Raw genomic sequence first — 20,667 nt, 5'->3', positions numbered from 1 at the left:
TTCGCCGGCCAGCCGCATCATCACCTTCTGCAGTTTCTCGAAGGCGCGGACCTCGATCTGGCGGACGCGTTCGCGCGACACGCCATAGACCTGGCTCAATTCCTCGAGCGTCTTGGGATCGTCGGTCAGCCGGCGCTCGGTCAGGATGTGCTTCTCGCGGTCGTTGAGGCCGTCCATCGCTTCCATCAGCAAATCGTGGCGGACATCCGCTTCCTGCGCGTCGGCGACGACCGTGTCCTGCAACGGCGCGTCATCCTGCAGCCAATCCTGCCACTGGCCCTCGCCATCTTCGCGCATGGAGACGTTGAGCGACGTGTCGCCGCCCATCGACATGCGGCGGTTCATCGAGGTGACCTCTTCCTCGGTCACGCCCAGATCCTTGGCGATCTTGGCGAGATTCTCCGGGCTGAGGTCGCCGTCGTCGAACGCGTCGAGCTTCGACTTCATCCGGCGCAGGTTGAAGAACAGCTTCTTCTGCGCGGCGGTGGTGCCCATCTTCACCAGGCTCCACGAGCGCAGGATGAATTCCTGGATCGAGGCGCGAATCCACCACATCGCATAGGTCGCGAGCCGGAAGCCGCGATCGGCCTCGAACTTCTTCACGCCCTGCATCAGGCCGATATTGCCTTCGCTGATCAGCTCGGACACGGGCAGGCCATAGCCGCGATAGCCCATCGCGATCTTCGCCACGAGGCGCAGATGCGAGGTCACGAGCTGCGCCGCGGCTTCGGTGTCGCCATGCTCTTCGAAGCGTTTGGCGAGCATATATTCCTGCTCGGGCGTCAGAATCGGATACTTCTTGATCTCGGCCAGGTAGCGGTTGAGGCTTGCCTCTCCGCCCAGGGCAGGAATCGTCGCGGGGACGTTGCTGCGGTTTGCCATGATCTAGTCTCCCTTACCTTCAGTCCGCCATGCCCCTTCAAGAGGCGACATGACGCACTGCAACAAAACTCAATCGCTGAGTGTATCGAACAGTTCCCGCATGTCGGACGGGATTTCGCTATCGAACGACAAAGCGTTTCTTGTGATGGGGTGGATGAACCCGAGATGCGCCGCGTGCAACGCCTGGCGGCGGAAATTCAGGGTTTCCAAAACCTTCCGATGAACCTGTTTTGTTCTACCATAAACCGGGTCTCCGATCAAGGGGTGTCCGATCGACGCCATGTGCACGCGCACCTGGTGCGTGCGGCCGGTCTCGAGCTTACACTCGACCAGGTCGGCCTCGTGCAGCGCCTTGATCTTGCGCCAGTGCGTCACCGCGCGTTTGCCCGACCTAACGATCGCGACCTTCTTTCGGTTCTGCGGGCTCCGCGCGAGCGGGGCGTCGACCGAGCCGCTGGCGGTCGCTCGATGGCCCGACACGATCGCGCGATAGCGGCGGTCGATCGAATGGTCGGCGAATTGCTTGGCCAGGCCTTCGTGCGCGCGGTCGGTCTTGGCCGCGACCATCAGTCCCGACGTGTCCTTGTCGATGCGATGGACGATCCCCGGCCGCGCGACGCCGCCGATCCCCGACAGGCTGCCGCCGCAATGGTGGAGCAGGGCATTGACCAGGGTGCCGTCGAGATTGCCCGCGGCGGGATGGACGACCAGCCCGGCGGGCTTGTCGATCACGATCAGATGCTCGTCCTCGAACGCGATCTCGAGCGGGATGTCCTGCGCTTCGTTGTGCGCCGGCTTGGGGGCGGGGACGGCAACGGTGATCACGTCGCCGGCAACCGCCTTCTTGGCGGGATCGCGCAGCAGCGCGCCGCTGTGGTCGCTGACCGCCCCCGACGAAATCAGCGCCTTCAGCCGCTCGCGCGACAAGGTCGGTACCGCGTCGGCAAGCGCCCGGTCCAGCCGCCAGCCATCGGCCGCGTCCGAAACAAGCGCTTCGATGATGGAAACCCCCGAACCCATTGTCGTAAGGGAGATGGGGATGAGGTTGGAAATTTCAAGGGAGGCGCTGGCCGGAATCCGCGCTGCGGCGGCGGCGGCGCATCCGGAAGAGGCGTGCGGACTGCTGTTCGGCAAAGACGGGCTGATCGATGGCTGGCAGGAAACACGCAACGTCGCGGAGAACCGCGACGCCGAGTTCGAGATCGACCCGACGATGCTGTTCGCAGCGCTGCGGGCCGAGCGCGCGGGCGGCCCCAAGCTGGTCGGCTATTGGCATTCGCACCCCAATGGCTGGGTCGAACCTTCGGCCCGGGATCTCGATCAAGCCGGGTTGGACGAGAAAATATGGATAATTGTCGCGGGCGACGATGTCGCTGCGTGGCAAGCGACTGAATACGAAATATACGATCGAGTGGAGCATCGCGCAGAAATACTAGACGGGCAATTGATCCGGACGGTCAATTATACGTCGAGCGGCGCCAAGCAGAAGGCCTTTAGGTCTGTGCCCATGCTCACCGGCGAAGTGCGTCATCTCGTTCCGCGCGACAAAGATCCCGACATCGTCCCGTTGATCGCCGAGGCCGGCTATCCCGCCATCGCACCGATCCTTGACGAGCTCATGGAGTGGACCGCCGATCCCAACTGGCCGATCTGCACCCCGCTGATCGATTATCTCGTCACGCTCGGCGCGCCGATGATCGATCCGATCCGCAAGGTCTTGCGCGGTGACGACGACGGTCACAAATTCGTCTGCTTGCGGGGCATGGTGCGCGAACTGCCACGCGACGTGCAGATGCTGCTGCTTGACGATCTTCAAGCGCTCGCGGCCGTTCCTTCTGAGAGCGGATGGGAAACCAGCGTCGATGCCGAAGCGCGGGCAATCCTGGCCGAACTTGCCGGATCGGGCGCTTAGCAGGTTGCGGGAGGGGCCTCACTGCGCCAGAAAGCGGGCAACGATAGGGAAGAAACGTCCGTAATGACCATTACTCCGGTCGATTTCGCCAGCCTGCTCTGCTCGCGTCTGTGTCACGACCTATTGAGCCCGGTGGGGGCGCTCAACAACGGGCTCGAATTGCTCGCCGACGAGCATGACCCTGAGATGCGCGCGCGCTGCCTGGAATTGCTCAACGAAAGCGCGCGGGCGTCGGCCAACAAGCTCAAATTCTTTCGCCTGGCGTTCGGCGCCGCCGGCGGGTTCGGCGAGACGGTCGACACGCGCGAGACGCGGTCGGCGATCGAAGGGCTGTTCGGCGACAATGCCAAATTGACGATCGGCTGGATGGTCGACGAAGCGACCTTGCCCAAGCCGGCGACCAAAGTGCTGCTCAACCTCGCGTTGATCGCCGGCGACGCGCTGGTGCGTGGCGGCCAGCTCGACATCGGTGCCGAGGAGACCGGCGGGCGGGTCGAGATCGTGGTGCGCGCCGAGGGGCCGCGGCTGGTGCTCGACCAGGAATTGCGCACGACGTTGCTCGGCGAGCAGGGCGACGCGATGATCACGCCCCGCGCCGCTGCGGCTTTCCTGGTCCATTCGCTGGTCAGCGATGGCGGCGGCAGCGTGCAGATTTCCGAGCCGGACTCGCCCGTGCTGCTGTTCGGCGTGACAATCCGCGCCGGGTAAAGTGCTCTTTAACCACTGATCGTCCAAGGTCTTGCCGCGCAATCCACGCCCGGGGACCCATGGACGACCTGCTTCAGGAATTCATTGCTGAAACGCGCGAGACGCTCGACGCGCTCTCGGGCGAGATCGTCGCATGGGAAGCCGATCCGGCCGATCGTGCGAGGCTCGACGCCATTTTCCGTTTCGTGCACACGGTGAAGGGAAGTTGCGGCTTCCTGGATCTGCCTCGCCTCGCGCGCCTCAGTCATGCCGCCGAGGATGTGCTGGCGGCGGTCCGCTCCGGAGAGCGACAGCCCGATCAGAAACTGGTCACGGCCGTGCTCGGCGTGGTCGACCGCATCGGGGAGATCGTCGAGGCGATCGACGCCGGCGCGGGACTCGACGACAGTGGCGAGGATCTGCTGATCGCCGCGCTCGATGCCGGCGCCGAAGCCGCCGCGCCCGCCGCCCAGCAAGCGGCGACCGCACAGCGCGTCGCCAATCGCAGCGTACGGCTGTCGACCGATCTGCTCGACCGCATGATGTCGGGCATGTCGGACATGGTGCTGGCGCGCAACGAACTCGCCCGCCGGATGCGCGACCAGAGCGTCGACCCGACGATCGAGGCCGCGCTCGACCGCCTCTCGCTGACTGTCGCCGAGATGCGCGACACGGTGACGCGGACGCGGATGCAAAAGGTCGACGCGCTGTTTTCGGCCTTGCCCCGGATGGTCCGCGATACCGCCGCCGAAGTCGGCAAGTCGGTCCAGCTCCAGATCGAAGGATCGGATGTCGAGCTCGATCGCGAGATGATCGAGATGATGCGCGATCCGCTGGTCCACATCATCCGCAATTCTATCGACCATGGCATCGAAAGCGCGCCCGAGCGCCGCGCCGCGGGCAAGCGCGAGGTCGGCCGGCTGGTCGTTTCGGCGCGCCAGTCGGGTAACCAGATCATTCTGGAAATCGCCGATGACGGGCGCGGCATCGACACCGATCGGCTGGTTCAGAAGCTGACCGCCTCGGGCCAGTCGCGCGGCCGCGACCTGTCTGCGCTGAGCGAGCGCGCCAGGCTCGATCTGATTTTCGAGCCGGGTCTCTCGACCAAGGACGAAGTCACCGCGATCTCCGGCCGTGGCGTCGGCATGGACGTGGTCCGCGCCAATATCGAACAGATCGGCGGGCGGATCGACCTCATCAACTCGCGCGGGCGCGGCCTGCGTATCCTCATCCATGTGCCGCTGACCCTGTCGATCATTCCGGCGATCGTCATCGGTATTTCCGGCCAGCGTTTCGCGGTCACGCGCCAGGCGATCGAGGAGATCGTCCATGTCGGCGGCGACGCGATCCGCGTCGACCTGCTCGGCGACACGCCCGCCGCGACGGTGCGCGACCGCCGCATGCCGCTCGTCGACCTCGCCGCCTTGCTCGGCCTGCGCGAGGCGGCCCCCGCGTCGGCCGACATGCTGGCGATCATCAGCGCGAACGGCGGCAGCTTCGCGGTGGCGGTCGATTCGGTGCTCGACCACGAAGAACTGGTCATCAAACCCGCGTCGCCCGCGGTCATGGCGACCGGCATCTATGCCGGCCAGACGCTGCCCGACAGTGGATCGCCGATGCTGCTGCTCGATTGCGCCGGAGTCGCCGCGGCGGCGGGTATCAACTTCGCGCGCGATGCCGCCATCGAGGAGGACGAGGCGATCGAGGAGGGGCTCGCCGCCGCCGACGCCTTGCTGTTCGACGATCTCGACGGTCGCCGCCGCGCGGTGCCGCTGGCGATCGTCGACCGCGTCGAGACGGTCGACGCCGCCAACGCACGGTTCAGCGGCGGGAGGATGCGGCTGCTGATCGACGGGCGGATCATCCCGCTCGCCGCGTTGGGCGAGACCGAAGGGCATGCGGAGCTTGCGGTGCTGCGCATCAAGGACGGCGATGCCGAAATCGCTTATGCGATCGCCGAGCCGGTCGACATCGTCGCCATCCCGAGCGACATCGCTCCTTCGACGCAGCCCGGCCCGATCCTGGGCGTGGTCACCATCGCCGACGAGCAGGTCGAACTGATCGATCCGCAATGGTTGCTCGGTCCCGATTGCGCCGAAGCGAGCCAGCCCGGCGCTCCCTTGTGCCTCATCGACGGCCAGGCCGACAGCTGGATCGCGACCTTCCTGAAACCGGTGCTCGAGCAGGCCGGCTATCGTGTCTCGACGCGTGCGGGAGGCGATGAGGAGCCCGCGGTGATCCTCACCACTGACGCGGCACCAGGCGATGCGCGCGACGGCCGCGTGCTGCGCCTCAGCAACGATCGCCGTGACATGGGCGGCGAGGATCGGATCTATCGCTACGACCGCGCGGGCCTGCTCGCGGCGGTCGCGAAACGGGTGAACGTGGCATGAGCGAGCAATTGTTCCTGATCGCCCATATCGCCGGCCGTGGCGTCGCGATCGATTCGGCACAGGTCGAATCGGTGGTGGATATCGGCGCCGTGACGCCGACGCCGCGCGCCGCGCCGCACATTCGCGGCCTGGCGGCGTTACGCAGCCGCGTGGTGACCGTGATCGACACGCATGCCGCGCTGGGCCTGCCAAAGCTCGCGATCACGGGCTCGCGCGCGGTCATCACGTTGGTCGACGGACACCATTACGCCGTGCTCGTCGACAGCCTGGAGGATGTCGCGCCGTTCGTCGCTTCACCGCTGCCCTCGGGCATCGTGCTCGACGCGGGATGGGGTGAGGCCGGCTGCGGCGCGATCGAGCGCGACGGCGAACCGATCCTGGCGATCGACCTCACCGCGTTGGTTCACGGACCATCAAACGACGCGAATGCAATCAATTAACCGCGTGATCATGGTTTGGCGGTAAGCCCTTCTTTGGGCCTAGTAACAGGGTGTATCGGTCATGAAGACGTGTCTGGTTGTCGATGATTCCAAGGTGATCCGAAAGGTTGCCCGCCATATTCTCGAGACGCTGAATTTCGAGGTGAGCGAGGCCGCCGACGGCAAGGAAGCGCTCGACAGCTGCATGGCGTCGGTCCCCGACGTCATCCTGCTCGACTGGAACATGCCGGTGATGAGCGGCATGGATTTCCTGCGCGCGCTGCGCGACACCGCGCTCTCCAGCCGGCCCAAGGTGGTGTTCTGCACGACCGAGAACGGCATGGCCTATATCCGTGCCGCGATCGAGGCGGGCGCCGACGAATATGTGATGAAGCCGTTCGACCGCGAGACGCTGGAATCGAAGCTCCAGATCGTCGGCCTGGCGTAAGCGCCCGGGTGCGATGGTGGCGAGCAAGCCCTCCGACATTCCTGATTTCCAGGCGCCGCCTTCGGTCCTGATCGTCGACGATTCGGTCGTCGCGCGGGCCGTGATGGCGCGGGCGATCGACGGCAGCGGCCGGTTCGTGGTGGCGGGCGCCGTGCCCGACGCCCAGGCCGCGCTGGCGTTCCTGGCGCGGCATCGCGTCGACGTGATCCTGCTCGATATCGAGATGCCGGGTACCGACGGCCTGACCGCCTTGCCCGACCTGATCGCGGCGGCGCAGGGCGCGCGTGTCCTGATCGTCTCGTCCGCCTGTACCGACGGCGCGGTCGCGAGCGTCCAGGCGCTGGCGCTGGGCGCCGCCGATACTCTGGTCAAACCCGAAGTGGGATCGTTCGCGGGGCGATTCGCCGACCAGCTCAACGAGCGCCTCGCGCGTCTGGTCGAGGTCGATGAGGTCGTCGCGCCGCGAACCCCGGCCGCGGCGATCGTGCCGGGCAACGATTACGATATCGTCGCGATCGGTGCCTCGACCGGCGGCATCCATGCGCTCAGCCAATTGCTTCGGGCGATCCCCGCGGACTTCCGACTGCCGATCCTGATCACCCAGCATCTGCCCGAATCGTTCATGCCCTATTTCGCCGCGCAGGTTGCGGTGCTCGCCAACCGGCCGTGCGAAGTGGCCGAGGATCGCGCGCGAATCCGGGCGGGACGCATCCTGATAGCGCCGGGGCGCGCCCATATGCGTTGCGTCAGGATGGGAGATGACGTGGCCATTCGATTGTCGACCAGCGCGTCGGCGAGCGGCTGCCTGCCCTCGGTCGATCCGATGCTGGAGGCGGTCGCCGAAGCTTATGGTCCTCGCGCGCTCGGCGTGGTGCTGAGCGGGATGGGGCGCGACGGCGCGATCGGCGCGCGCGCGCTATCCGCGGCTGGCGGAAGCCTGGTGGTGCAGGATCGCGCCTCTTCGGTGGGGTGGGGCATGCCGGGCGCAGTGGTGTCGGGCGGCATCGCGGACGCCATCCTTCCTCCCGACGAGATCGGCCAGCTGATCGCGCGCCGCCGGCGGCCAGCATGTTGACGCCGCGTCCCGTCGGCGCCGTCGCCGAGTTCATCGCCCTGCTCGAGGCGCGCACCGGCCAACAGATGGGGGCCAACCGCAATTGGCGGATCGAAACCGCGCTGAAGCCGCTGATGCGCGACACCGGCCACGAGACGCTGGAAAAGCTCGCCGCCGCGATCCGCATGGATCGCACCGGGCCGCTGGCCGACCGCGTGGTCGACGAATTGCTGAACCAGGAAAGCTCGTTCTTCCGCGATGCGGCGGTGTTCGACATCGTCGAGCAGGCGGTGTCGGCGGTGCCCGACACGCGGCGCGCACGGATTTGGTCGGCGGGCTGCTCGACGGGGCAGGAGCCGCTCAGCCTGGCGATGCTGTTCGCCGAGAAACTGGACAACCAGATGCCCGAAATCCTGGCGACCGACGTGTCCGAAGCGGCGCTGACCCGCGCGCGGGCAGGGCGATACACCCAGTTCGAGATCCAGCGCGGCCTGCCGATCCGGCGGATGATGCAATGGTTCGATTCGGTCGATGGCGATTGGGTGGCCAATCCAGGCCTCACCCGGATGGTCGCGTTCCGCAAGATGAACCTGGTCGCCGATGCGCTGCCGATCGGCCGGTTCGACGTCATCCTGTGCCGCAACGTGCTGCTCTATTTCTCGCTCGACGTCCGCCGCGCCGTACTCGGCCGGCTGGCGCAAGTGTTGCGCCCCGAGGGCGTTCTGGTGCTGGGCGCCGGCGAGACCGTGATCGGTCAGACCGATGCGTTCCGCCCGAGCCAGCGCTATCGCGGTCTCTATGAGCCGAATTGGAGCAGCGCGGCCGCGGCCTGATCGCTGCCCGGTTTACTTTCGTCGCGCTTCGCCCCAATCCAGCGGCTGTGAGCTTCGTCGAGACCCCGTCGCCCAATTTCAACGAGCGGCAGCTGCCGGTCTCCATGGTCGTGCTGCATTATACCGGCATGGAAAGCGCGGAGGCCGCGCTCGAGCGGCTGACCGATCCGGCGGCAGAGGTGTCGGCGCATTATCTGATCGACGAAGACGGCACGATTCACCGCCTGGTGGCCGAGGACAAGCGCGCCTGGCATGCGGGGAAGGCGCATTGGCGCGGCATCACCGACGTCAATTCGGCGTCGATCGGGATCGAGTTGGTCAATCCGGGTCACGAATATGGCTATCGCGAGTTCGCGCCCGCGCAGATCGAGGCCCTGATCCCGCTGCTCGCCGACATCAAGGATCGCTACGAGATCACGCGCGGCAACATCGTCGGCCATTCGGATGTGGCGCCGACGCGCAAGCAGGATCCGGGCGAGCTGTTCCCCTGGGGTCAGCTCGCACGGTTGCGGCTGGCGCTGCCGCGGCCAACCAAGAATTTGATGGACCCGCTGTGGAGCGACGCCGGGTTCCTGCTCGCGCTCGAACGCTTCGGCTATGAAGTGACCGACAAACTCGCGGCGGTGGTCGCGTTCCAGCGCCGCTTCCGCCCCGAACTGATCGACGGCGAGATCGATGGCGAATGTCGCTGCCTCTTGCTGGCGCTGCTGCTGCCCAAGCCACAGGGCGACGAGTGAGCTACGATCTCCTGGTATTCGACGCCCTCGCCGCGCCGCGCGATCGCACGGATTTCCTCTCCTGGTACGACAAGCAGACGGAGTGGAGCGAGCCGCACGGCTATAATGATCCGTCTGTTACCACGCCAAAGCTCAAGGCTTGGTACGACGGGATGGCAGCACGATATCCGAACATGAACGGCGCGGGGGCCGACAAGGACTGGGATGATCTCAGGCTGACGGATTATTCGATCGGGCACCAAGTCATCTATGCGGCGTTCGCGTGGTCGCAGGCAGAGGACGCCTATCGCATGGTGCGCGAATTGGCTGAGCGATGCGGCGTCGGCTTCTTCGACGTTAGCGGCGAAGATGGCGAAGTATGGCGGCCGTCCTGAGCGCGGGGGTGGCTTTATCCGCAGACGCTGGATAGAAGCAACTCCGCCAGAGGATCGGGCGGCCGCGGGTGCGCAAGCACGCGAGGAAAGTCCGGGCTCCGCGGAACGACGGTGGCGGGTAACGCCCGCCGGGGGCGACCCCAGGGACAGTGCCACAGAGAGCAGGTCGCCCCGGACTTGATCCGGGGTAAGAGTGAAAGGGTGCGGTAAGAGCGCACCGCGCGGTTGGTAACAGCGGCGGCATGGCAAACCCCACCGGGAGCAAGACCGAATAGGGGCGGCAGAGGGGTGTGTTCCCACCCGTCGCCCGGGTTGGTTGCTGGAGACGGCGCGCGAGCGTCGTCCTAGAGGAATGGTCGCCCATCCGCTCCGGCGGTGGACAGAACCCGGCTTACAGATCCTCTGGCTCTTCTTTTCCGCGTCATCGATGTCAGCTAAGCTGCCCCGACAGCGGGGGAAAAGGCGATGCGGGCACTGGTATTGAGTGTGGCTTTGGGGGCGATGGTTCCGGTGCTGACGGCAGCCGCGGACACGCCGTCGGCAAAGGCGCCGACCGTCCAGCAGGATTTCGAGGCGGCGCAGGCGCTGTATGCCGATGGAAAGATTGCCGAGTCGCTCGCCGCTTGGGAAAAGCTCGAAAAACGCGTCGGCGATCGGCCGCGCAGCTTGGCGATCGTTCGATTGCGCAAGGGGCTGGCGCTTTACGATCTCGGGCGGAACGACGAAGCGGTGCTTTCGGCCAAGGCCGCGCTGGCGGTGCTGCCAATCTCCGACGCGACGCTGCGCAGCGATCGCTTCATGGGATATATGTTGCTCGGAAAAGTCGCCGAGGCCTCGCTCGATTTCGCCTCCGCGACGGACGATTACCGGCATGCCGACGACCTTGCGGACAGAGCGATCGACCATCTGAGTGCGTTTCGGGGCCTGATCGAGACCGAAACCTTCACCGACTCCGACGCAGCCGTCGCCGATCTCGCGCGGGTCCAACGCTATCTCGCCGACAAGGCGATCGACAACCGTACCCGTGCGACGATCAAGCGCGTCGAAAGCCAGCTCAAGCTCAACCGCGGCGACACCGTCGGCGCCCGCGCGGCCGCGGGGGAGGCGGTGAAGTTGCTCGGCGGATTGACGTCGAGAACCGACCTCGACGATGTCGCCGCCCGCTCGAATTACGCGATTGCGGCGATGCTGTTGGGCGACAAGGACGACGCGCGCAAATATATGGCGATGACCGGCGCCGGGAGGTTGTCGACCGGTAACATGTTCGACCCCGCCGTGCAGATGACGCCGCCCGATTGCGGCGGCGATTCGGACCTGCGGCCCGACGATATGGCGGTGGTGGAATTCTCGATCGGCGACGACGGCACGGTCGTCTATTCCACGCCGGTATATGCGTCGCGTGGCGGCGGCACCGGACTCGCCTTCGCGCGCGCCGTGCGCAACTGGTCATGGACGCCGGAACAGGTGAAGGCGCTGCCCTTGTTCTTCCGGTACCGCGCGCGAGTCGAAATGCGCTGCTCAACCGAATTCGCAAAGCCATCGCTGCTCGATTATCTCGATAAATCGCTGGCTGGGTGGCTCGGTGCGCACGGCGTCGATGCGCCGCTGAAGCGCGAGGGAGCCGATGCGGCTTTGCTCGGCGGCGAACGCAAGGAACTGGACGATCTCGAAAAGGTCAAGGGCGCCGATTCGCTGGCGCTGGTCCCGATCCTGCATCTTCTGTCGCGCAATACGGTCCTGCCGCTCGAGGAAGGCGTCGGTTTCGCGCAGCGCGAGGCGGCAATCCTCTCGGCCAACAAGGCACCCGCCATGGCGCGCCTGTCGGCCGACCTGGCGGGATGGCAAGGCATTAGCGGCGACAGATGGGAAGGGCATAAATATCTCCGTACGCTCGAAGCCGCCGCGGCGAGTGGGCCCTATGCCGAGGATTCCGAGGCGCGGGCGGTACTCAGGTTGATCATGGCCGACGCGTCGCGCGGATTCGACAAGGAACGCAGTCTGGCGTTGCTCGATCAGGTCGCGAACGACCCGGCACTGCCCGTCGAGGACGGATTCAAGGTCGGGGCCTTGATCCGCAAAGCCTCGATCTACGCCCAGCGCGGCGACCTCGCCGCCGCCAAGGCCGCTTATGCGCAGACCGGGACGACTGCCGAACAATGTTCGCTGGTCGATTCGGCGCCGCGCTTCCTCGGCGCCGGCGGTACTTTTCCTGACGAGGCCAAGATGTGGGGGTTCGAGGGCTGGGTGTCGGTGCAATTCGACGTCGGGGCCGACGGCAAGACGGTAAACCAGCGTGCGGTCATTTCCTACCCGCCGTTCATCTTCAGCAAGGCCGGCGACGATACGCTCAAGACCGCGCGATACGAAAAGGCGTTTCGTCCGGATGGCGGCATCGGGTGTGGCGGCATCACCCAACGGGTCAGGTTCACGCTAGGTAATTGAGCGCGCTTGCGCTTGCCGGGGGCCAGTCCCTATGTCGCGGTCATGGCGCGTCCGACCAGATCCGACAATTGGGGGTTTCCTCGCTGGGGCAGCTATGGCTCGACGCGCGAGGCGACCCGCGTGCGGATGTGCGATCGCCATGGCTGCGACCAGCCGGGCAATTGCCCCGCGCCGAAGTCGCCCAACAGCCGCGAGCGCTGGTATTTCTGCCAGGAGCACGCCGCTGAATATAACCGCGGCTGGAATTACTTCGAAGGCCTGACGGCGGAGGAAGCCGCTGCGCGCGAGGCTGACGAGACGCGGACCGCGAACGGCTATGCCGAGGCGCGGCATTACGCCTGGACCGGCTCGGGCGACGGCAGTCGCTCGCGCGACGAGATGCGCGCGCTGGATATGCTCGAGCTCGATCCCGACGCCGATTTCGATGCCGTCAGGACGGCGTGGCGGCGGCTCGCCAAGGAATGCCATCCGGACGTGCGACCCGGCGATGCCGAGGCGGCGGCGCGCTTCCAGGCGATCCAGGCGGCCTATGACGTGCTGCGCGTCGCCGAGGAAAACCGGTCTTGGCGGCCGACCATCTAGAAACCGAATTCGGCGCCCTGGGCCGTGGGCTCGCCAGCCAATGGTCGGGCGCGATCCTGGTCTGCTCGAAATGCTCGAAGCGGCTCGGCGGCGGGTTCGGGCGCAAGGGCAAGACCAGCCTGGGCAAGGCGCTGCGCAAGCGCTTCGGGCTCAAGAAGGGACGCAAGTCGCCGGTCGGGCTGATCGAGGTCAAATGCCTCGGCGTCTGCCCGAAGGGGGCGGTGACCCTGGTCGATACCGGCCATCCCGATACGTGGCGGCTGGTCCCGGCGGGTGCGGATATCGAGGCGATCGGCCGGGACCTGGGCCTCGAAGCGGGCGCTCAGGCGCCGCGCCGCGCTATCACCGCCAGATAGGTCTGCAGTACCTTCTCGTTGACCGGTCCCCAGACATAGGCCTGTGCTTTCTGGTGACCCGAGGCGCCGGCCGAGGCGCGCAGCCCGTCATCCTCGATCAGGCGCTGGATCGCGTCGGCGTAAGCGTTGACGTCGCGCGGCGGCACCAGGAAGCCGTTGACGCCTTCCTCGACCAGGTCGACCGCGCCGGTCGCGCGCGCCGCGACCACGGCGACCCCCGCCGCCATCGCTTCGGAGGTGACGTTGCCGAACGTCTCGGTCACCGACGGATTGAAGAAGACGTCCATGCCGGCGACCGCGCGGCCGAGATCGTCGCCGCTCTGGAACCCCGCGAACACCGCGCCGGGGACGCGATCGGCGAACCAGCCGCGTGCCGGGCCGTCGCCGACCACCAGCACCTTGTGCCGGACGCCGCGCCGGGTCAGCTCGTTGACCACGTCGGCGAAGATGTCGAGGCCCTTTTCGAGCACCAGCCGCCCGAGGAAGCCGACCGCCACTTCGTCATCGGCGATGCCGAGCGAGCGGCGCCAGGCGAGGTCGCGCCGGCCCGGATTGAAGCGATCGTGATTGACGCCGCGCGACCAGATGTCGATCGGCGTCGTCACTCCCCACGACTTGATCAGCTCGGCGACCGAGGGGGAGGGGACCACCACTTCGTCGAAGCGATTGTAGAAGCGCGTCAGCAGCCTGATCAGCCAGGGCTCGACGAAGCCGATATGGTAGTAACGCGGATAGGTCTCGAACCGCGTGTGAAGCGAGGCGACCGCGGCGATGTCGTTCCTGCGCGCCCAGGTGACCGCGCGGTGGCCGAGAATTTCCGGCGCCGAGACATGGACCAGATTGGGCGCGAACGCCTCCAGATCAGCGCGCACCTTTTTGGGCAGGCCGCGGGCGAGTTTGTATTCGGCGCGGCCCGCCGGCATCGGGATCGCCGGCACGCTGACCAGATCGCCCGTCGGCTCGAACGCCGGATGCTCGACCGTCGGCGAATAGACGCGGACCTTCACTCCACGATCGAGCAGGTGGCCGACCAGCAGGTTGAGCGCCTGGTTGGCACCGTCTCGCGTGTAATTGTAATTGCCGCTGAACAGCGCGACACGAAGATCGCTGGGTTGCATCGCACGCCCATAGCGGCGCGCGCGCGGCTTGCCTATCTATCCGTCGGAAACGAACCCATGGAGGTGCCGCGTGGCTGATCTGTCGACCTTTCCCATCACCAAGAAATGGCCCGCGGCCGACCCGAACGTCCTGCAATATTACGGCCTGCCGACGCCCAACGGGGTGAAGGTGACGATCATGCTCGAGGAACTGGGCATTCCCTACGAGGCGCATCTGGTCGATTTCGCCAAGGACGATCAGAAGTCGCCCGAATTCGAGAGCCTCAATCCCAATGGCAAGATCCCGGCGATCATCGACCCCGACGGTCCCGGCGGCAAGCCGATGGGTCTGTTCGAGACCGGCGCGATCCTGCTCTATCTCGCCGACAAATATGGCAAGTTCATTCCCGCCGACCCGGCGCGGCGCTGGGAAACCATCGCCTGGCTGATGTGGCAGATGGGCGGGCTGGGGCCGATGTTCGGCCAGCTCGGCTTCTTCAACAAATTCGCCGGCAAGGACTATGAGGACAAGCGTCCGCGCGACCGCTACGTCGCCGAGAGCAAGCGCCTGCTCGGCGTGCTCGATGGCCGTCTGGACGGCGGGACCTGGGTCATGGGCGACGACTATACGATCGCCGACATCTCGATGCTCGGCTGGGTGCGCAACCTGATCGGCTTCTACGAAGCGCGCGAGATCGTCGAGTTCGACACGTTCAAGAACGTCGCGGCTTGGCTGGAGCGCGGGTTGGCGCGGCCGGCGGTGCAGAAGGGAGTTACGATCCCGGCGCGGCCGGCGGCATGATCGCGCTGCTCTTCGCTGCCGGGTTTGCAACTCAAAATGTCGATGGTGGCACGGTTGGTCTCGCGAAGGCCACCTGTCCAGCTGAAGTGGCCTTTCCTGCGCAGCGATCGTCTGATTCGTCTTCAGAAAATGCGGTCATTGCCATCAGACAGGAAGACGGTCTCACCATTGCGACGATCGGTGTTCGGGAACCGCCACCGACATGGCGGGACCAGGAATTTGTGTTGCAGCTTGCCTCCGGTGATCGGTTGCGCGTTCCCAAAAGCGCGATATCAGCCTGGGGCAAGAAAGGTTTGCAGGTTCATTGGCAATTGCCTGGGAGGTGGGGATCGGTCAGCATCCAGGGCGGGACGTTGATGATTGGAGATGTACAGGTTCCGATTAAGCTGAGGCTGGCATCCGGCGGGTCCCAGAACGATATTCTCCGCCGTTGCGGTGAGGATTTCATCCGCCAGCTGGGCATCGATCCGGCCGCGCTCGTCGACGTAAGCTTTGCCGATGTAATTAAATTGTTCTCGGTCAGTGACTATCCTCCAGCGGCTCGTCGAGCTGGTGTCGAAGGAAGAGTGCTCATCGTGTTTTCCATTGCATCGGACGGCTCAGTAAATTCTTGCAAGGTTGCCGTATCGAGCGGTTTCGACCTGCTTGACGCACGAACATGCGAGGTTGTTTCGGAACGAGGGCATTTTGCCCGTGCACCGGCCGGCACACCCCCTCGTTGGACTTCGGCTTCCATCCGATGGGGGTTAACAAGCCGGAATTGAAAAACCCACAGCGCGCAGTATGGATATTGTTCCTGCAATGTTCTAGAACTGGTGGCTCGTTCGTATGGCCAAACCCCAGAAGCGCTACGTCTGTCAGGCATGCGGATCGGTCGCGACCCGATGGCAGGGGCAGTGCGCCGATTGCAGCGAATGGAACACGCTGGTCGAGGAGGCGGGGGCGGTGGTCACGCCGTTCCACGCCAAGCACAATCTGCAGTCCGGAGGTCGATCGATCGCGCTGATCGGGCTCGATGCCGAAATCGCCTTGCCCGAGCGGATGGCGACGGGGATCGCCGAGCTCGACCGCGCGCTGGGCGGCGGGTTCGTCGAGGGATCGGCGACGCTGATCGGCGGCGATCCGGGGATCGGCAAGTCGACGCTGCTGCTCCAGGCCGCGGCGAGCCTGGCGCGGCGTGGGCAGCGCGTGGTCTATGTCTCGGGCGAGGAGGCGGCCGATCAAGTGCGGCTGCGTGCGCAGCGGCTGGGTCTGGGCGATGCGCCGGTCGAATTGGGCGCGGCGACCTCGACGCGCGATATCCTCACCACCCTGGGACAGGGCAAGACGCCCGCGTTGCTGGTGATCGATTCGATCCAGACGATGCATTCCGACCTGATCGAAGGCTCGCCGGGCACGGTCAGCCAGGTCCGCGCCTCGGCGCAGGAATTGATCCGCTTCGCCAAGGAACGCGGCACCGCCGTGGTGCTGGTCGGACACGTGACCAAGGACGGCGCGATCGCCGGCCCGCGCGTGCTCGAACATATGGTCGACACCGTGCTGAGCTTCGAGGGCGAGCGCAGCCACCAGTACCGCATCCTGCGCGCGGTCAAGAATCGCTTCGGCGGCACCGACGAGATCGGCGTGTTCGCGATGGAGACCGGCGGGCTGAGCGAGGTCGCCAATCCGTCGGCGCTGTTTCTGACGCATCGCGAGGAAGGGGTGACCGGGTCGACCGTGTTCCCTGCGCTCGAGGGCACGCGCCCGGTACTGGTCGAGGTCCAGGCACTAGTGGTGCGGCTGGCGTCGGGCGCGACGCCGCGGCGCGCGGTGGTCGGCTGGGATTCGGGGCGGCTGGCGATGATCCTGGCGGTGCTCGAGGCGCGCTGCGGGCTCAGCTTCTCGACCTGCGAAGTCTATCTCAACATCGCCGGCGGCTATCGCGTGCAGGATCCCGCCGCCGACCTGGCGGTCGCCGCGGCACTGATCTCCGCGCTGAGCGAGCGGCCGGTGCCGGCCGACGCGGTGGCGTTCGGCGAGATCGCCTTGTCCGGCGAAGTACGCCCGGTCGCGCACGCGCCGCTCCGCATGAAGGAAGCGGCCAAGCTCGGGTTCGACCGCGCGCTGGGGCCGGCGGCGACCAAGAGCGAGGGCGGGGTCAAGGTCAGTGGGTTCCGGACGCTCGGACAACTCGTTGACCATATGCTGGGGCGCGGCTAGCTGTCGGCGTGGGTATGGGGTTGAGCGGCTTGGACATTGTCGTGCTGTTGGGCGTCGGCGCTGCCGCGGCGCTCGGCTGGGTGCGCGGCTTCGTCACCGAAGTGCTGTCGCTGATGGCCTGGGTTCTGGTGGTCTTCGCGCTCAAGCTCCTGCACGGCCCGGCTACGGCGATCCTCACTGGAATCGTCGGGACGAGTTCGGGTGCGGCGGTGCTCGCCTTCGCGCTGATCGCGGGGATCGCCTATTTCGGCGGGCGAATGCTGGCGCGCGCGATGGGGCGGCGGACCAAGCAATCGATTCTCGGCCCGCTCGACCGCGCGGTCGGCTTCGGCTTCGGTGCGCTCAAGGGCGTGATCCTGGCGAGCCTGGCTTTCCTCGCGGTGGTGCTGGTGTTCGACACGATCGATGGTGGACCCAAGGAGCGTCCGGCGTGGCTGACCAAGTCGCGGACCTATCCCTTGCTCAACGCGACCAGCGCTTATGTCGCGGACTTCGTCGCCAAACGGCGCAAGGGCGCTCCGATCTTCGGGAGCGACAATGGAAGCGATGTAGCCGGGAACGCCAGCGACCCGGTCGACACGCCCAGCGCGACACCGACACCGAAACCAAAGCCGCATAAATCGCGACCCGCGCGCGACTGAGGATTACTAAGCGATCGGCGAAATCCTCCCCCGGAACGGGGAGGAATTTTAGCACCCATCTCTCCCCCGACAGGGGTCGCGCTTTTCGTTACGCTCGCCTACATGCCCAAGCATGAACGCGCCGCTCTACAACACCGAAATCTTACGGCTGGCGGCGTCGATTCCGCACCATGAGCGGCTGGCCGACCCGATGGGGTCGAGCGAGAAACGGTCGCCGATCTGCGGTAGCCGGGTGACCGTGGACGTCGACCTGGCCGACGGCCGGGTCAGCGCGGTCGGGATGTTGGTCAGGGCCTGCGCGCTGGGCCAGGCCTCGTCGTCGCTGCTCGCCGCCAACATCCTCGGCAAGACCCCAGCGGAGCTCGCCGCGGCGCGCGACGCCTTGACCGCCTGGCTCGCGGGCGCGGGCCCGCTGCCGGACTGGCCCGACCTCGATATCTTCACGCCGGCCTTGACCGTTACCGCGCGCCATCCCTCGATCCGCCTTGCGTTCGAAGCCGCGGCCGAGGCGGCGGCGATCGCCGCGGGCACGACCGCCTGATGCACGGTGCTTCGCTGCTCCGCGACGGCGTGGTCATGCTCGGCGTCGGGCTGGTCTTTGTGCTGCTGTTCCGCCGTCTCGGTCTCGGCGCGACGCTGGGCTTCCTCGTCGCCGGCGCGCTGATCGGACCGCAGGCGTTCAACCTGATCGGGGACGCCGAAGGCAAGATCAGCGTCGCCGAGCTCGGCATCACCTTGCTGCTGTTCATCGTCGGGCTCGAACTCAACCTGTCGCGCCTGTGGAAGATGAAGCAGGACATCTTCGCGATCGGCCTGATTCAGGTGCTCGCCTGCGGGCTGGCGATCACGCTGATCGTGCATGGCGTCGCCGGTTTCTCGTGGCAGGCGGCGCTGGTGCTCGGTTTCCCGCTGGCGTTGTCATCGACTGCGCAGGTGCTGCCGATGCTGCAATCGGCGGGGCGGCTGCGCACGCCGTTCGGCGAGCGCGCGTTCGCGATCCTGTTGTTCCAGGACCTGTCGATCGTGCCGCTGATCACATTGGTCACGATCCTGTCGCGCAACCCGGCCGATCAGCAGGGGCCGCCGGGCTATTTGCTGTTCATCTACACCGTGCTGGCGATCACCGGCCTCGTGCTGGCGGGGCGGTTCCTGTTGCGGCCGTTGTTTCGCGTGATCGGCAATCTCGGCGAGCGCGAGATGTTCATCTTCGCCGCGCTGTTCACGGTCACCGCATCGGCGGCGTTGATGGAATATCTCCATCTGTCGACCGCGCTGGGCGCGTTCGTCGCCGGGGTGATGCTGGCGGATTCGCCGTATCGCCACGAACTCGAAGCCGATGTCGAGCCGTTTCGCACCATCCTGCTCGGCTTGTTCTTCCTGGCGGTCGGCATGTTGCTCGACATCCATGTCATCGCCGAGCGGCCGTTTTTCGTGATCGGCATGGCGCTGGCGCTGATCGCGACCAAGGCGGCGATCATCTTCGCGATCGGCATGGCCTTCCGGATGAACTGGCGCGGCGCGCTCGCGCTGGGGCTGTTGCTCAGCCAGGGCGGCGAATTCGGCTTCGTGCTGTTCGCGCAAGCGCAACGCGCGTTCCTGATCGAGCCGGCGGCGGTCAGCATCTTCAGCGCGATCGTCACCCTGTCGATGGCGACGACGCCGTTCCTGATGATGCTCACCGCGCGTTTCCGCGAGGCGCCGCAAGTGACGGGCGAGCGCGAGGGGCCGCGGGCCGACGGCGCCAACGCGCTGATCGTCGGCTATGGGCGGTTCGGCCAGACCGTGTCGCAGATGCTGATCGCCGCGGGCATCCCGGTGACCTTGATCGACACCGATATCGAAATGATCGACGTCGCCGCCGATTTCGGCGCCAAGGTCTATTATGGCGACGGCACGCGACTCGATTTGCTGCGCCAGGCGGGCGCGCATGAGGCTGAATTGATCCTGTTCTGCATCGACGGCGACCAGCTCGACGCCGATCTGAACGAGGGCGTGCACGAGGCTTTTCCCAAGGCGGCGATCTTCGCGCGCACCTACGACCGGCGCGCGCTGGTCAAGCTCAAGGGCTCGCCGATCGCCGGCGTGGTGCGCGAGGTGATGGAATCGGCGGTCAAAATGGCGCGCATGGCGATGGACGCGATCGACGTCGATCCCGCCGAAGCCGATCGCGCCGAGGACATGTATCGCGCACGCGACAAGGAACGGCTCAAGCTTCAGTACGAAACGGGGGACGTACGCGCCGCGCGCGACCGCATCATCACCAGCGACGAGCGCGAGGAGATTTTTGCCGCGACCCGGCGCGAGATCGCAGCCGATGCCGACGCCGCATCCGAATCGGTGGGCGCGGAGGAATTGGGAAGAGGGCAGGAACCATGAACTGGATCGCGATCCTGGCCGCTTTGTCGGGCGCGCTGGCGGTCGGGGCGGGGGCATTCGGTGCGCACGGCGCGACCGGGCAGGCGGCGGAGTGGCTGACGACCGGCGGCCAATATCAGCTGGTTCACGCGGTTGCCGCGTTGGTGGCGTTGAAGATGGCAGCGAAAGGGCCTGCCGCACTGTTCGTGATCGGCGGATTGATCTTCGCCGGCACACTCTACCTGATGGCGCTCGGCGCCCCGCGCTGGTTTGGCGCGATCACGCCGATCGGAGGGCTGGCGTTGATCGGCGGCTGGTTATGGCTGGCGTGGCAAGTGCGCAACGGCCTTTAACTGTAGCGAGCTTCTGGTCTAGAATACTCGTCGCAGTACCAGCATTACGAATACCCTCGGCGCCCCTAAGATTATCGTTTAGATATCTCGTAAGTAGTCGC

General features: G+C 66.1%; 22 protein-coding genes and 1 other RNA gene. 20 read left to right on the top strand and 3 right to left on the bottom strand.

From position 1 onward, the window contains the following. Together rpoH and ACTHJR_RS21025 are read right to left on the bottom strand one after the other, a co-directional pair. Nucleotides 1-882: RNA polymerase sigma factor RpoH (gene rpoH / locus ACTHJR_RS21030; protein WP_440525376.1), on the bottom strand; the 882-nt coding region annotated here is incomplete at its 3' end. A 69-nt stretch (nt 883-951) separates the two neighbouring features. Continuing rightward, nucleotides 952-1,902 carry an RluA family pseudouridine synthase gene (locus ACTHJR_RS21025; RefSeq protein WP_440525375.1) on the bottom strand — a complete coding sequence of 317 codons (951 nt, stop codon included), beginning with the start codon at nt 1,900-1,902 and terminating at the stop codon, nt 952-954. Here ACTHJR_RS21025 and ACTHJR_RS21020 point away from each other — a divergent pair. From ACTHJR_RS21020 to ACTHJR_RS20960, 13 genes are all read left to right on the top strand, one after another. Further along, on the top strand, nt 1,880-2,794 hold the full coding sequence (locus ACTHJR_RS21020) for a Mov34/MPN/PAD-1 family protein (RefSeq protein ID WP_440525374.1): 915 nt from the start codon (nt 1,880-1,882) through the stop codon (nt 2,792-2,794). The two genes, ACTHJR_RS21025 and ACTHJR_RS21020, sit on opposite strands and share 23 nt — an antisense overlap. 63 nt (nt 2,795-2,857) lie before the next feature. Continuing rightward, nucleotides 2,858-3,502 (top strand): histidine phosphotransferase family protein, encoded by a 645-nt coding sequence (locus ACTHJR_RS21015; RefSeq protein ID WP_440525373.1) that lies wholly within the window; start codon nt 2,858-2,860, stop codon nt 3,500-3,502. A 59-nt stretch (nt 3,503-3,561) separates the two neighbouring features. Further along, nucleotides 3,562-5,874 (top strand): chemotaxis protein CheA, encoded by a 2,313-nt coding sequence (locus ACTHJR_RS21010; protein ID WP_440525372.1) that lies wholly within the window; start codon nt 3,562-3,564, stop codon nt 5,872-5,874. Beyond that, complete coding sequence (locus ACTHJR_RS21005) at nt 5,871-6,314, top strand: chemotaxis protein CheW (RefSeq protein WP_440525371.1); 444 nt, start codon at nt 5,871-5,873, stop codon at nt 6,312-6,314. The genes ACTHJR_RS21010 and ACTHJR_RS21005 overlap by 4 nt, the downstream gene beginning before the upstream one ends. 61 nt (nt 6,315-6,375) lie before the next feature. After that, entirely contained in the window at nt 6,376-6,741 is a 366-nt protein-coding gene (locus ACTHJR_RS21000; RefSeq protein WP_066589882.1) for a response regulator, read from the top strand. 13 nt (nt 6,742-6,754) lie between these two features. Continuing rightward, nucleotides 6,755-7,816 (top strand): chemotaxis protein CheB, encoded by a 1,062-nt coding sequence (locus tag ACTHJR_RS20995; RefSeq protein ID WP_440525370.1) that lies wholly within the window; start codon nt 6,755-6,757, stop codon nt 7,814-7,816. Next, nucleotides 7,810-8,628: a CheR family methyltransferase gene (locus ACTHJR_RS20990; protein ID WP_440525369.1), complete on the top strand. Its 819-nt coding sequence runs from the start codon at nt 7,810-7,812 to the stop codon at nt 8,626-8,628. Before ACTHJR_RS20995 ends, ACTHJR_RS20990 begins: the two co-directional genes overlap by 7 nt. Before the next feature lie 47 nt (nt 8,629-8,675). After that, on the top strand, nt 8,676-9,365 hold the full coding sequence (locus ACTHJR_RS20985) for an N-acetylmuramoyl-L-alanine amidase (protein WP_440525368.1): 690 nt from the start codon (nt 8,676-8,678) through the stop codon (nt 9,363-9,365). Further along, on the top strand, nt 9,362-9,739 hold the full coding sequence (locus ACTHJR_RS20980; protein ID WP_440525367.1) for a hypothetical protein: 378 nt from the start codon (nt 9,362-9,364) through the stop codon (nt 9,737-9,739). The genes ACTHJR_RS20985 and ACTHJR_RS20980 overlap by 4 nt, the downstream gene beginning before the upstream one ends. A 46-nt stretch (nt 9,740-9,785) precedes the next feature. Then, an RNA gene (rnpB, locus tag ACTHJR_RS20975) (RNase P RNA component class A) lies at nt 9,786-10,149 on the top strand. 55 nt (nt 10,150-10,204) lie between these two features. Beyond that, complete coding sequence (locus ACTHJR_RS20970) at nt 10,205-12,181, top strand: hypothetical protein (protein ID WP_440525366.1); 1,977 nt, start codon at nt 10,205-10,207, stop codon at nt 12,179-12,181. 42 nt (nt 12,182-12,223) lie between these two features. Continuing rightward, nucleotides 12,224-12,763, top strand: coding sequence for a J domain-containing protein (locus tag ACTHJR_RS20965; protein WP_440525365.1), 540 nt, complete (start codon nt 12,224-12,226; stop codon nt 12,761-12,763). After that, on the top strand, nt 12,745-13,119 hold the full coding sequence (locus ACTHJR_RS20960; protein WP_440525364.1) for a (2Fe-2S) ferredoxin domain-containing protein: 375 nt from the start codon (nt 12,745-12,747) through the stop codon (nt 13,117-13,119). The genes ACTHJR_RS20965 and ACTHJR_RS20960 overlap by 19 nt, the downstream gene beginning before the upstream one ends. Here the strand turns inward: ACTHJR_RS20960 and ACTHJR_RS20955 are convergent. Then, on the bottom strand, nt 13,086-14,237 hold the full coding sequence (locus tag ACTHJR_RS20955) for a glycosyltransferase family 4 protein (protein ID WP_440525363.1): 1,152 nt from the start codon (nt 14,235-14,237) through the stop codon (nt 13,086-13,088). The two genes, ACTHJR_RS20960 and ACTHJR_RS20955, sit on opposite strands and share 34 nt — an antisense overlap. Before the next feature lie 70 nt (nt 14,238-14,307). Between ACTHJR_RS20955 and ACTHJR_RS20950 the strand changes: the two genes are divergently transcribed. From ACTHJR_RS20950 to ACTHJR_RS20920, 7 genes are all read left to right on the top strand, one after another. Further along, the gene (locus ACTHJR_RS20950) at nt 14,308-15,018 is read left to right on the top strand and encodes a glutathione S-transferase N-terminal domain-containing protein (RefSeq protein WP_440525362.1); all 711 of its coding nucleotides are present in this window, start codon (nt 14,308-14,310) and stop codon (nt 15,016-15,018) included. After that, complete coding sequence (locus ACTHJR_RS20945; protein ID WP_440525361.1) at nt 15,015-15,782, top strand: energy transducer TonB; 768 nt, start codon at nt 15,015-15,017, stop codon at nt 15,780-15,782. The genes ACTHJR_RS20950 and ACTHJR_RS20945 overlap by 4 nt, the downstream gene beginning before the upstream one ends. A 64-nt stretch (nt 15,783-15,846) precedes the next feature. Next, the gene (gene radA, locus ACTHJR_RS20940) at nt 15,847-17,217 is read left to right on the top strand and encodes a DNA repair protein RadA (RefSeq protein WP_440525360.1); all 1,371 of its coding nucleotides are present in this window, start codon (nt 15,847-15,849) and stop codon (nt 17,215-17,217) included. Nucleotides 17,218-17,231: 14 nt separating this feature from the next. Beyond that, nucleotides 17,232-17,858: a CvpA family protein gene (locus ACTHJR_RS20935; protein WP_440525359.1), complete on the top strand. Its 627-nt coding sequence runs from the start codon at nt 17,232-17,234 to the stop codon at nt 17,856-17,858. A 112-nt stretch (nt 17,859-17,970) separates the two neighbouring features. After that, nucleotides 17,971-18,399, top strand: a complete 429-nt coding sequence (locus tag ACTHJR_RS20930; RefSeq protein WP_440525358.1) for an iron-sulfur cluster assembly scaffold protein — start codon at nt 17,971-17,973, stop codon at nt 18,397-18,399. After that, nucleotides 18,399-20,234 carry a cation:proton antiporter domain-containing protein gene (locus ACTHJR_RS20925; RefSeq protein ID WP_440525357.1) on the top strand — a complete coding sequence of 612 codons (1,836 nt, stop codon included), beginning with the start codon at nt 18,399-18,401 and terminating at the stop codon, nt 20,232-20,234. Before ACTHJR_RS20930 ends, ACTHJR_RS20925 begins: the two co-directional genes overlap by 1 nt. Next, complete coding sequence (locus ACTHJR_RS20920) at nt 20,231-20,566, top strand: DUF423 domain-containing protein (protein WP_440525356.1); 336 nt, start codon at nt 20,231-20,233, stop codon at nt 20,564-20,566. Before ACTHJR_RS20925 ends, ACTHJR_RS20920 begins: the two co-directional genes overlap by 4 nt. Nucleotides 20,567-20,667: the final 101 nt, after the last annotated feature.

Source organism: Sphingomonas sp., from assembly GCF_051962185.1.
Classification (GTDB): domain Bacteria; phylum Pseudomonadota; class Alphaproteobacteria; order Sphingomonadales; family Sphingomonadaceae; genus Sphingomonas.
The sequence above is the reverse complement of the archived record's forward strand: the minus strand, read 5'-3'. Positions and strand labels throughout refer to the sequence as shown.